The organism is Anaeromassilibacillus sp. D41t1_190614_C2, from assembly GCF_015558525.1.
In the GTDB taxonomy this organism is placed as follows: domain Bacteria; phylum Bacillota; class Clostridia; order Oscillospirales; family Acutalibacteraceae; genus Anaeromassilibacillus; species Anaeromassilibacillus stercoravium.
Window position 1 is genome coordinate 335,543 of record NZ_JADMOD010000001.1, and the last position, 11,920, is coordinate 347,462.

Below are 11,920 nucleotides of genomic sequence, written 5' to 3' on the forward strand. Positions count from 1 at the left end.
TTTTACGATCAGGCAATCGCCAGAACAAAGGACAGCACAAAATTGAGAATCCAAATAGCAGCACCGATCACGAGGCCGATGATACCGGTGACGAAACCTGCCGAGGCCAGCCCTTTTGCGGTGCTCTGTTTGCCGACCCTGCCGGTGGAAATGGCAATGATGCCGAGAATCACGCCAATCAAGGGAATAAACAGGGACGTAAGGATGCTGAGGATGCCCGTCACAAGGGAAATGGTCGCCTTGTTGGTGGGGTTATGTACCGCTACTGGGACGGGAGCGGGTGTGGGGGATTCCTTTGCGAAGGAATCTGCTGCGGTTGCCCCTGTGGGAATCGGTGCTTGCGTCGCAGGAATCTCTTGCGAGAGAAGCCGCACAAGGGTTTGCACCCGGCTGTTCAGTTCGCTTTTCGGCAGCGCGCCGTAAAAACCGGTTACGCCGTGCTCGCCAAAGGATTTGATCCAGGCTTCCAAATGCACGTTTCCCTGCCCGTACTGCAATTTGATGAACTGGGGAGCGGAGACGGCCCCCACCCCTTTTTTCCACACAGTTTCGCCCTTATAGACCGTCTGACGAAACCCTTCCTTCGTGAGAAAATCTTCCGCAATGAATTTGATCAGATCGTCCGGCTTGTTGATGGTGTAATCTGCAATATATCTGGACATGTTCTTCCTCCTTCATTTCTTTGTTTGCATCATAACGGAACATCGGGATTTTGTCAAACTGTTTAGGGACATATTTCCCGTTTCTTTGGAAGGCGATGTATAATTTCAAAAATATGGGGCAATACTCCCGGCATCCAACAGAAAGAGGGACTTGCCATGAAAGTGTTCGAAAAGTCGATCTGCCTTGCAATGATATTGGCCGTGCTGTTTTCCTTCACCGGGTTTGCAGCGCAGTGCGAGGATATTCCGGAGCACGTCCTGCGCCTGCATGTCCTGGCAAACTCCGATTCGCAGGAGGACCAAACGTTAAAATTGCAGGTGCGCGACCGCATTTTGCAGGAGAGCGCGGGGATGCTCGACGGGGTGCGCAACAAGGAAGAGGCTGAACAGCGCATCCGGGAAACGCTCCCGGCGTTGCAGCGCGCCGCCGAAGACGAAATCGAACAGCGCGGCTATACCTATCCGGTTACCGTGGAGCTGGAACAAACCTACTTCCCCACCAGAGAATATGAGCAGGTGACCCTGCCTGCCGGCACCTATGAGGCCCTTCGGGTGTGCATCGGCGCGGCAGAGGGGCACAACTGGTGGTGTGTGATCTTCCCGCCGATGTGCCTTCCGGCGGCAGAAGAGCCGCAGAAGCTTGCAGATGTGCTGGACGCCCAACAGCTTCAGATTGTGGAGGGGCAGAACCGGTATGTGATTAAATTTAAAGCGTTGGAATATTATGAACAGATCAAAGCGTGGCTGGCTGGTTTGTGAGAGCCATATGAAGGAGAAGGAACTCGGTGATGGGTTCCTTTTTTCATATTTCAAATTATTTGCTGCCGGGAACACCGTATAATGGGAAGGAACGAACGATCGGAGGGGTTCATTTTGCTACATTTACTTCTTGGCCGTGCGGGAAGCGGAAAAACGGTACGCCTGCGCAATCTGCTCAAGGAAACGCCGGTGGAACAGCAGCCGGTTTTGCTGGTCCCAGAGCAGGGGTCCTTCCAAAATGAACGCGCGATGCTGCGCCTATTGGGGCCGAAGGAAGCCCAGCGGGTTTGGGTCTTTAGCTTTTCGCGCCTCGCGGATTTTGCTTTCCGCCGGTTTGGAGGGGCGGCTGGCCGGCGCTTGGACGACGGCGGCCGCAGCATCTTTATGAGCCTGGCACTCGAGCAGGTGAAGGACCAGTTGGACTTCTACCGCAAGAGTGCGGAGGATGCGGAGCTGGTCCGGCTGCTGTTGGCACAGGAGGCGGAACTCAAGATGTGTGGCATCCGGCCGTCCGATCTTTTGGAGGCGGTGGAAACGCCGTCGGACCAGCCGTTGTCCAGCACTTTGCAGCAGAAGGCCCGGGAGCTTTCCTTGATTTTGGAGGCTTACGATGCGCTGGTAGCGCAGAGCTACGTGGACCCGCTGGACGACCTGACGCGGCTGAAAGCGCTTTTGGAGCAACATACCCTTTTTAAAGGCTGCGTGGTAGCGCTCGACTCCTTCCAAAGCTTTACGGTGCAGGAATACCAGATCATCGCCGCCATGCTGGAACAGGCGGACGAGGTGTATGTATCCCTCTGTACGGACCGGCTGGACGACCCCGAGCGCGGCATGGGATTGTTTTCCCTGGTACGCCATACGGGGAATACCCTCATCCGGATGGCCAAGGAGCGCGGGGTGCGTGTTGCTGCGCCGGAGGTGTTGGAGCCGGGGAAACGGTTTCACGCCAAGGGCCTTTCTGCTTTGGAGGCGGGCTCTTTTCGGACGGCCCACGGCGCCCCGCAGCCTGCGCAGGGGGTGACCCTCTATGAAGCGAAGGACCTATACGACGAGGCAGAGACCGCTGCGGCTGCGATCCGGCATCTGGTGATGGAAAATGGCTACCGCTACCGGGATTTTGCCGTGATCGCCCGCACGCCGGACCAATACCGGGGGATATTGGATGTGGCTTTGGAGCATCGGGACATCCCCTACTTTATGGATAAGCCCCAGGCGGTGGATGCGGAGCCCCTGATGCGGTTGGTGCTTTCTGCATTTCAGGTGGTGCGCTCCGGGTTTGCCTCTGGCGATGTGTTTGCCTACTTGAAGACGGGTTTGGCCGGCTTTTCCACGGAACAGATTTCCGCGTTGGAAAATTATACCTACTTATGGAATCTGTCCGGCCGGAAGTGGAAAGAAGCATGGGCGGACCATCCACGTGGATTTGTGGAGGAATGGAAGGAGCGGGACCGCGAGCAGCTGGAAGCGCTGAATGAGAGCCGCAGTGCGGTGGTAGAGCCTTTATCCCGGTTTGCCCAGCGGGTGGCGGAGGCCGACGGCGAAGAGATGGCGTTGGCGGTGTACCGCCTGTTGGAGGACGTCCAGGCGGCGGAACATCTAAAAGAATTGGCGGCACGGCTGGCGGCGGACGGAAGGCCGGAGCTGGCGGAACGGCAGCTGCGCCTGTGGGATGTGCTGATGGCGATCCTCGACCAGAGCGCCCTGGTGCTCAAGGGATGCCGTCTGCGCCACACGCGGTATGCAGAGCTCCTGCGTCTGGTGATCTTGGCGAACGACATTGCCAGCATTCCGGAGGGCCTGGACGAAGTGACTGTCGGCGCTGCGGACCGTATCCGCGCGGAGGAACCGAAGGTAGTCTTCCTGTTAGGGGCAGCGCAGGGCGATTTCCCGCTCTCTCCCAGCTCCCATTGTGTGTTCAGCGATGGGGAACGCCGGGAGTTGATCGCGCTCGGCCTGCCGCTGAACGATACGCTGGAGGGCGTTGCCGTGCAGGAACGCTTCCTTGCCTATGCTGCAATGAGCGCCGCTTCGGAGCGATTGTACATCAGCTTTGCCGCGGCCGGCCCGGAGGGCGAGCCAAAGCGCGCCTCTGCGATTGTCACGGAGACACTGTCCATTTTGCAGGGGGTCCCTGTTTACACCCCGTACAGCCTGCCGCAGACTTGGACGGCAAACGCCGCGCAGCCCGCCTTTGCGCTGGCCGCACAGCAATGGCAGCGGAATACGCCGCTTTCCGCAACGATGAAGCAGCTCTTTGCGGAGCGGCCCGGCTATGCGGCGCGCACCGCTGCGGTGGACCGAGCGGCCCGGAAAGGTGCTGCCGGTTTCCAGGACGAGGAGAAAGCGCGGAAGCTCTTTGGCGCAAATATGCATGTATCCGCAACGCAAATTGAGACATTTTACCTCTGCCGGTTTCAATACTTTTGCCGTTATGGGCTGCGCGCCAAGGAGCGCCGCACCGCGGAGATGGATGCATTGGAATACGGGAGCCTGATGCACTACCTTTTGGAGCACATCTTCCGCGAGACGGGCGCGCAGGAATTGCACGCCATGGGCCAACAGGATCTCAAAGCGGAGATCGACCGCCTGTTGGAGCAATATATGGAGACGCATCTCGGCGGATCGCGCAATAAGTCGCCGCGTTTTGCGTATCTGTTTGCACGGCTGTCCGAGTCCGCGCTGGTGATCATTGCGCACATAGCGGAGGAACTCTGCCAGAGCGAATTTGCGCCCGTGGACTTCGAGCTGCCTGTCGGCGAGGACGGGGTGCCCGCTCTGTCGATCCCCCTGCCGGACGGCGGGCGGGTGTCCATCGACGGGAAGGTGGACCGCGTGGACCTGCTCCAACGGGACGGGGTCCAGTATTTGCGCGTGGTGGATTACAAGACCGGCAAGAAGGAATTCAAGCTGTCGGATGTGATCTATGGCGTCAACATGCAAATGCTCATCTATTTGGCGACCTTGAGCGAAAACGCGGAAGCGCGCTATGGCGGCAATCTGGCGCCGGCGGGGATTCTTTATGTGCCCGCATCAAGGCCCACCCTTTCCGTGGCGCGCGGCACGTCAAAGGAAAAGGTGCGGCAGGAAGAAACCAAAAAGCTGCGCATGAACGGCCTGTTGATCGACGACCCAGACATTCTCCACGCGATGGAACCCGACGGCGCGGGGACATACATCCCGGTGACCATCAAAAACGGCGCTCCCGCCCGGCGCGACAGCGTGGTGTCGCCGGGGGAGATGGACGCCATCTTGCGCCGGGTGAAGGATTTGGCCGCATCCATGGCAGAAGAGCTGCACCGGGGCCGCGTGGCGGCGGTCCCGCTCAAGGGCGATACGGACGCCTGCCAGTGGTGCCCGTATTTTGCGGTCTGCGGCAGGGAACAGGAGGACGCCGCGCGGCAGATGGGCAAATGGGACCGCAACGCGGCCCTAGCGGAATTGACAAGGAAGGGGGAGCATACAGATGGGACGGAATTGGACGCCAGGCCAACGGGACGCGATTGAAGCGCGCGGAGGGACGCTGCTGGTTTCCGCCGCTGCCGGTTCGGGCAAGACGGCGGTCCTGGTGCAGCGCGTGATCGAGCGATTGACCGACGAGCGCCATCCGACGGATGCGGACCGCCTTTTGGTGGTCACGTTTACGAAGGCCGCGGCTGCGGAAATGCGGGACCGGATCGCCGCCCAGATCGCCCTGCTGTTGGAAGAAGACCCGTATAACGTGCGTTTGCAGCGTCAGCAGATCCTGTTGGCGCGGGCACAGATCAGCACCATCCACAGCTTTTGCAGCGAACTGGTGCGGGAGAATTTTTATAAGCTCGGCGTGTCGCCGGATTTTCGCATCTTGGACGACGCGGAAATGACGCTGCTTCGCAACGATGCGATGGCGCAGGTGCTGGATGAATATTATGCCCTTTCAGACCCGTCGTTTTTGGAGCTGGTGGACGCCTTTTCCGCTGGGCGTGACGATGCGCGGATTGTCTCAACAGTGGAGACCCTCTATGAATTTGTGCGTTCCCACCCATTCCCGGAGCGGTGGCTGCGCGAAAAGGCCGCCCTCTACCGGGAAGAGCTCCCCGCATCCCAGACCATTTGGGGGGAGACGGCGCTCCGCTATGCGTCGGACGCGGTGGCGTATGCCATCGCCTTGACACAGAACGCGCTGTCCCTGATGCGGCAGGATGAGGCGATCGAAAAGGCCTATCACGATGCGTATGCGTCGGACTTGGCCGGTTTGCTGGACTTGCAGGCGCGCATCGCACAAAAGGATTGGAATGGGCTTGCCTTTGCGTGCGGGGATTTTACCTATGAGAAGCTGAAGCCCCTGCGCGGCTATGGGGACGACCCTTTGAAAAATAAGCTGACGGCTTCCCGCAAAGAGGTCAAGGCCACGGTGGAAAAGCTGGCCGGCCTGTTTCAGGAGAGCGAGCTGGAATGTGCGGCGGACATTGCGCGCCTGGCCCCGCTGGTGGCCAAGCTCTTCGAGGTGACGGTCCGCTTTGGCGAGACGCTCGACCGCTTGAAGCAGGAACGCCGCGCCGCCGATTTTGGCGATTTGGAGCACTGGGCGCTGAAGCTTCTTGTCCGCGACACGCCGGAGGGGGCTGTCCGCACCCCGGAGGCGGAGGAGCTGGCCGCGCGGTTTGATGAGATCATGGTGGACGAGTACCAGGACACCAACGAGGCGCAGGACATGATTTTCCGCGCGGTGTCGCGGGAAGAATCGAACCTGTTTTTTGTGGGGGATGTCAAGCAGAGCATCTACAGCTTCCGGCAGGCCATGCCGCAGATTTTCCTGCGCCGCCGCGCGGCCTATCCGCCCTACGACCGCACGCGGGATGTGTACCCGGCCAGCATTGCGCTGGACCGGAACTTCCGGAGCCGCGCAGGGGTCACCGGGGCGGTCAACTTTGTCTTTCGCCAGTTGATGAGCGTCCAGACGGGCGACCTCGATTACGGGGAGGGGGAGGAGCTGATTCCGGGCGCGTCCTATCCCCCCAGCGCGGAGCCCGACACCCAGCTCGACATCATCGACCTCTCCAAAGGGGACGAGGAAGAGATGGTCCGCGTCGAGAGCCGCCACATTGCGGAGCGCATCCACCGCATGATGGCGGAGGGCCTGCTGGTCACGGAGGATGGGGTGCAGCGCCCCGGCGGTTACCACGACTTCTGCATTTTGCTGCGCAGTGCAAACCGGTACGCAAAGGAGTATGCCAAGGAGCTGCAGCGCCTCGGCGTTCCCGCATGGGCGGATACGGGCGGGGGCTTTTTTGCCGCGCCGGAGGTGGCTGTGGCGGTGTCGTTGCTGCGGGTGATCGACAACCCGATGCAGGACATCCCGCTGTTGTCCGTATTGATGAGCCCCATCTATGGGTTTACCCCGGACGATCTGGCGGACATCCGCATCCGGGAGCGCAAAGAGCCGCTCTACATCGCCCTGGTGCGGGCGGCGCAGGAGGGCGACGGGCGGGCAACGCAGGTTTTGCGGGACATCGAGGAGTACCGTGCTCTGGCCGCCACCCTTCCTTCAGATCGGCTGATCAATCTGGTGTACGAGAAAAGCGGATATCCGGATCTGGTGCAGGCGATGGCAAACGGCGAACTCCGGCTGGCAAATTTGCGCCTGCTGTTGGAGTATGCCAAGAAATACGAGGGTTCCGGCTTCAACGGGCTGTCCGGCTTTGTGCGGATGTTGGACCGCTTGGAACAGCAGGATGCCGACCTCGCCTCAGCCTCCACAGTGGGCGGGGCCGAAGTGGTGCAGATTATGAGCATCCATCGCAGCAAGGGGCTGGAATTCCCGGTCTGTATCTTGGCGGGCTGCTCCCGGCGGTTTAACAAGGAGCGCGGGGACGTTCTGCTGCATCCGGAACTGGGATTCGGCGTGAAACTGCGCGACCCGGAGACCGGCGCGCGGGTGACAACCTTGCCCAGGGAGGCCGCCGCATTGGAGATCGACCGCGGGGAGATGAGCGAGGAATTGCGCGTCCTGTATGTGGCGATGACGCGCGCAAAAGAAAAGCTGCTGCTTGTGACCACGGTGAAAGATGCGGAGAAGACGCTGGGAAAGCTGGCCTCCCGTCTGACCGAAGAGCCGCGCCTACAGCCCTATGTGGTGCGGAGCGCTTCCTGTATCTCCGACTGGCTGCTCCTGTGTGCGATGCGCCATCCGGATGGAGGAACGCTGCGCGAGATGGCGGCGGCGCTGCCGGGCGTCACGGTTTCCTGCGATACCCCCTGGGCGATTCGGATCGTTTCTCCCCCCGCCGCGGAAGAGCAGGGGCAGCCAGAAGCGGAGGCCCCGGCAATGCCCGACCAGGCGCTGCTCCTCCAATTGAGAAGCGAACTGGATTTTGTATATCCCTACGCCGGTTTACGTGGCGTGCCGACCAAGGTGGCGGCCAGCGATCTGGCGGCGGAACCGTTTTCTTTCCAGTATGCCGCCACAGCGCGCCCCGCTTTTTTGAGCAAGCAGGGGTTGACTCCTGCAGAGCGCGGCACAGCGCTGCACCAGTACATGCAGTTCTGCGACTATGAGACGGCGCGCACGCAGCCAGAGCGCGAGTGTGAGCGCTTGGTGAAGCAGGGGTTCCTTTCCCGCGAGGAGGGCGACGCGGTGGAGATGAACCGGGTACAGGCGTTTTTTGCCTCACCCCTGGCGCAAAGGATCCTGCATGCGAAGCAAGTCCTCCGCGAGTACCGCTTTACCGTGGAGATTCCCTCCGGAGAAGTGCAGCCCGGCCTGCCGGAAACGCTCGCAGGGGAGCCGGTGGTGATGCAGGGCGCGGTGGACTGTGCATTTGAGGAGGACGGTAGCCTGGTTATCGTGGATTTTAAAACCGACCACACTAAGGACGAAGCCGCCCTGTGGGAGCGCTACCGGGCACAGTTGGCCCTTTATCGCCGGGCGCTCGCGGTCTGCACCGGCCTGCCGGTCAAGGAATGCCTGCTGTACTCGTTTTATCTGAACCGCGAAATCCGTGGGGAAGGGATGGGTTGATGTGCGTCCATCTTTTGAAAAATTGTCCTTGACAAACGCTGGGCTAGATGGTAAAGTTAGTAGGTAAAACAAAGCGGGGCTTTGCCCACACCTGTGTGGTTCCGTCCGTCATGGGTCAATACGTACACAGAGCAATCTGTGAAATGGGGTATTGATGCGCGAGCGGAAGGATTCTGCCCGCGCTTTTTGTTGCATTCATAAATAACGTGATTTGGAGGTGCTTAACCATTAGCAACAAGGAACTACAGATCAACGAAGAAATTCGTGACAGAGAAGTGCGTGTCATCGGTTCGGACGGCAACCAGCTTGGGATTATGCCCACCGCGAAGGCGTTGGAGATGGCGTTCGGACAAAATTTGGACCTTGTAAAAATTGCGCCGCAGGCGACGCCTCCGGTTTGCAAAATTATCGACTACGGAAAGTACCGTTTTGAACAGACGAAGCGCGAGAAGGAAGCAAGAAAGAACCAGCGTGTCGTCGAGATCAAGGAAATCCGCCTGTCCCTCAATATCGACACCCACGACTTTGAGACGAAGGTTGGCCATGCCACCCGATTCTTGAAGGAAGGCAATAAGGTCAAGGTTTCCATCCGCTTCCGCGGCCGTGAGATGGGGCATCCTGAGCAGGGCCACGAGATCATGCGGCGCTTTGCAGAGGCGCTCAGCGAGCTTGCCAATGTGGAGAAACCGGCGAAGCTGGAAGGACGCAACATGCTGATGTTCCTTGCATCCAAACCCGCTAAATAATCATTATTAAGGAGGAGCATATCATGCCCAAGATTAAAACACACAGCGGCGCGAAAAAGCGCTTCAAGCTTTCTAAGAATGGAAAGGTCATCCGCGCCCACGCCAATAAATCCCACATCCTGAACAAGAAGACCACCAAGCGCAAGAGAGGCCTGCGTCAGACCACTGTGGCGGACAAGACGAATGTACGCCAGGTGAAGCGCCTGGTGCCTTATAAATAATCGAGGCAGCGTTTCGTTTCCGATCAAAACTATAACCATTACTGGAGGTATATAAAATGGCACGTGTAAAAGGCGCGTTGATGACACGCAAGAGAAGAAAAAAGACTTTGAAGCTGGCGAAGGGCTATTTTGGTGCAAAGAGCAAGCACTTTAAGATGGCGAAACAGGCCGTCATGAAATCCGGCAACTATGCATACATCGGCCGCAAGCAGAGAAAGAGAGATTTCCGCCGCCTGTGGATCACCCGGATTTCCGCCGCCTGCCGCATGAACGACATCAGCTACTCGGTGTTCATGAACGGGCTGAAGAAGGCAAATATCGCGCTCAACCGCAAGATGCTCGCTGAGATCGCTGTGAGCGATGAGGCTGCATTCAAGGCGCTGGTTGAGAAGGCAAAAGCCGCAAGATAAAAAAGCTGGAATTGCGCCCGGAAGAGATGCCGGGCGCAACTTTTCGTTATGGGTGAAAATGATGCCGGAAGTGATTACAAGCCGAAAAAATGAATGGGTGCGCCATGCCGCAAAGCTCGCCTCCTCCGCGGAATTCCGGCGGAGCGAGGGCCTTTTTATAATCGAGGGGGCCCGTTTGTGTGCGGACGCTGCGGACAGCGGCATTGCAGTCCGGACGCTGTTCTATACCGAACAGGCAGCGCAGCGGTATGCCTCGTATTTGGAGCGGGTGGTCCCCCGGGCCGCGCGTGCGTATCTGCTGGCGCCGCATGTGGCGGAATTGCTGGCGGAGACCAAGACGACGCAGGGGGTTTTCTGCGTGTGTGAAAAGCGCCCTGGGACGGTGGGGCTGGAGGGGCTTTCCCCCCAAGGACACCTCTTGGCGGTCGAAAATTTGCAGGACCCCGGCAATTTAGGGGCGGTCCTGCGCACGGCAGAGGCATTGGGGCTTTCCGGCGTGCTGCTGGCGGGAAACTGCTGCGATGTGTATAGTCCGAAGGTGCTCCGCGCCAGTATGGGGGCGGTGTTCCGCCTTCCGTTCCGCTCGGTGGAGCGCCTGGCGGATGCGGCGCCAACGCTCCGGCAGACCGGCTTTGCGCTGTATGCTGCTGTGCCAGATCGGACGGCAAAGCGGGTTACGGAGCTCTCCTTTGAAAAGCCCTCCATCATTGCGGTGGGCAACGAAGGGAACGGGTTGGAAGCGGAGACAGTGGCCGCGTGCGGACAAGCGGTGACGATCCCCATGCGGGGGCGCGCGGAGTCGCTCAATGCGGCGGCCTCCGCAGCCATTCTGATGTGGGAACTGATGCGGGATTGAGAGGAGGAGAACAGGATGGAGTTGGACCGGCGTGCCTATTGGATCTGGCTGCAACATGCCCTGCAAGCGGGCAGCAGCAAGCCGCGCCACATCCTGGAATCCTTTGGCAGCATCGAGGATTTTTACCGTGCGGGCCCGCAGGAGTGGGGCCTGCTGGGGATTTTTACACAGCGCGAGCTTTCCGCAATGCGGGAATATCCCCTACAGGAGGCACAGGCCCAACTCGCCCATTGTGCGCAGATGGGGCAGACGGTTCTCACGCCGGAGGACGGGGAATATCCCTTCCTTCTGCGGCAGATTCATAACCCTCCGGCTGTATTGTATGTACAGGGAGAACTTCCGGATTTTGCGGAAGTCCCCGCCATCTCCATTGTGGGGACGCGGAAAGCGACGCTGGTGGGGAAGCGGGTTGCACACAGCTTGGGGTATGGGCTTGCCAAGGGCGGCGCCGTGGTCGTCAGCGGCGGTGCGCTGGGCATCGACACAGCTGCCCACAAGGGCGCGCTGCTTGCGGGAGGAAAGACGGTCTGCGTGCTCGGCTGCGGGATCGATTATCCGTATTTAGCCGCGAATACCTCTTTGCGGGAGGCGATTTCACATAGCGGCGCCCTGCTTTCGGAGTATCCGCCGGGGACACCGGCGCTTCGCAATCATTTCCCCATCCGCAACCGGCTGATTTCCGGACTGTCCGTCGGGACGGTGGTGGTGGAGGCTGCGGAAAAGAGCGGGTCTTTGCTCACCGCGAACAATGCGATCCATCAAAACCGCGACGTCTTTGCCGTGCCCGGCTTGGTCGGGAGCCGTATGTCCCAAGGTCCCAACAACCTTTTGCGCGAGGGAATGAAGGCGGTCAGCTGTGCAAATGACATTTTGGAGGAATATCTTTTCCGCTTTCCAGGAAAAATCCACTTGGAGGAATCGGCGGAAAGTGTTATGCTGATAAAGGCCGCACCGCAGGAGCAGAAACCCACACCGGCCTGCCGAAAAGTGCCGGAGGGCCTTTCAGACGACGCCTCTGCGCTGTTCCAGGCGCTTTCCAGAGAGCCGCGTGCCTTGGCTGAGCTTTGCTCGGAGGCAGGGGTTCCGGCGGCACGCGCCCTTCCAGCGCTTACGGAACTGGAGCTGATGGGTTGCATCCAGGGGTATTCGGGGAGAAGATACGCCTTAAAACATTCTTAGGCTTTATGAAAGCCCGTCCAAATGTCTTGTGGACAGGTTTTCACAAAGTCTAAAGGACTTTGCCATTTTTGGAGATCAACATTGATTTGT

9 protein-coding genes are annotated in these 11,920 nt (G+C 59.4%); 8 read left to right on the forward strand and 1 reads right to left on the reverse strand.

Annotated elements, in window-relative coordinates; all coding sequences use genetic code 11:
* Positions 1-8 precede the first annotated feature (8 nt).
* Entirely contained in the window at positions 9-662 is a 654-nt protein-coding gene (locus I2G69_RS01425) for a DUF4190 domain-containing protein (RefSeq protein ID WP_191395258.1), read from the reverse strand.
* A 156-nt stretch (positions 663-818) separates the two neighbouring features.
* Between I2G69_RS01425 and spoIIR the strand changes: the two genes are divergently transcribed.
* The 8 genes from spoIIR (at position 819) to dprA (ending at position 11,830) form a co-directional block, all read left to right on the forward strand.
* On the forward strand, positions 819-1,421 hold the full coding sequence (spoIIR, locus tag I2G69_RS01430; RefSeq protein WP_195560072.1) for a stage II sporulation protein R: 603 nt from the start codon (positions 819-821) through the stop codon (positions 1,419-1,421).
* Between the two features lie 114 nt (positions 1,422-1,535).
* Positions 1,536-4,925: a PD-(D/E)XK nuclease family protein gene (locus tag I2G69_RS01435; RefSeq protein WP_195560073.1), complete on the forward strand. Its 3,390-nt coding sequence runs from the start codon at positions 1,536-1,538 to the stop codon at positions 4,923-4,925.
* A complete protein-coding gene (addA, locus tag I2G69_RS01440) occupies positions 4,885-8,418 on the forward strand; it encodes a helicase-exonuclease AddAB subunit AddA (protein WP_195560074.1) in 3,534 nt (1,177 codons plus the stop codon). Before I2G69_RS01435 ends, addA begins: the two co-directional genes overlap by 41 nt.
* 206 nt (positions 8,419-8,624) lie before the next feature.
* The gene (gene infC / locus I2G69_RS01445) at positions 8,625-9,164 is read left to right on the forward strand and encodes a translation initiation factor IF-3 (protein WP_191362230.1); all 540 of its coding nucleotides are present in this window, start codon (positions 8,625-8,627) and stop codon (positions 9,162-9,164) included.
* 23 nt (positions 9,165-9,187) lie between these two features.
* Entirely contained in the window at positions 9,188-9,385 is a 198-nt protein-coding gene (rpmI, locus tag I2G69_RS01450) for a 50S ribosomal protein L35 (RefSeq protein WP_085531901.1), read from the forward strand.
* A gap of 56 nt (positions 9,386-9,441) precedes the next feature.
* Entirely contained in the window at positions 9,442-9,795 is a 354-nt protein-coding gene (rplT, locus tag I2G69_RS01455) for a 50S ribosomal protein L20 (protein WP_054323670.1), read from the forward strand.
* A 61-nt stretch (positions 9,796-9,856) separates the two neighbouring features.
* Positions 9,857-10,651, forward strand: a complete 795-nt coding sequence (locus tag I2G69_RS01460) for a TrmH family RNA methyltransferase (protein ID WP_243254724.1) — start codon at positions 9,857-9,859, stop codon at positions 10,649-10,651.
* Positions 10,652-10,666: 15 nt separating this feature from the next.
* Positions 10,667-11,830, forward strand: a complete 1,164-nt coding sequence (gene dprA / locus I2G69_RS01465; protein ID WP_191362229.1) for a DNA-processing protein DprA — start codon at positions 10,667-10,669, stop codon at positions 11,828-11,830.
* Positions 11,831-11,920 lie beyond the last annotated feature (90 nt).

Bases quoted from the DNA above. Each gene is read 5' to 3' on its own strand.
- I2G69_RS01425 (WP_191395258.1), bottom strand. From the start codon at position 662: ATGTCCAGATATATTGCAGATTACACCATCAACAAGCCGGACGATCTG.
- spoIIR (WP_195560072.1), top strand. From the start codon at position 819: ATGAAAGTGTTCGAAAAGTCGATCTGCCTTGCAATGATATTGGCCGTG.
- addA (WP_195560074.1), top strand. From the start codon at position 4,885: ATGGGACGGAATTGGACGCCAGGCCAACGGGACGCGATTGAAGCGCGC.
- rpmI (WP_085531901.1), top strand. From the start codon at position 9,188: ATGCCCAAGATTAAAACACACAGCGGCGCGAAAAAGCGCTTCAAGCTT.
- rplT (WP_054323670.1), top strand. From the start codon at position 9,442: ATGGCACGTGTAAAAGGCGCGTTGATGACACGCAAGAGAAGAAAAAAG.
- I2G69_RS01460 (WP_243254724.1), top strand. From the start codon at position 9,857: ATGCCGGAAGTGATTACAAGCCGAAAAAATGAATGGGTGCGCCATGCC.
- dprA (WP_191362229.1), top strand. From the start codon at position 10,667: ATGGAGTTGGACCGGCGTGCCTATTGGATCTGGCTGCAACATGCCCTG.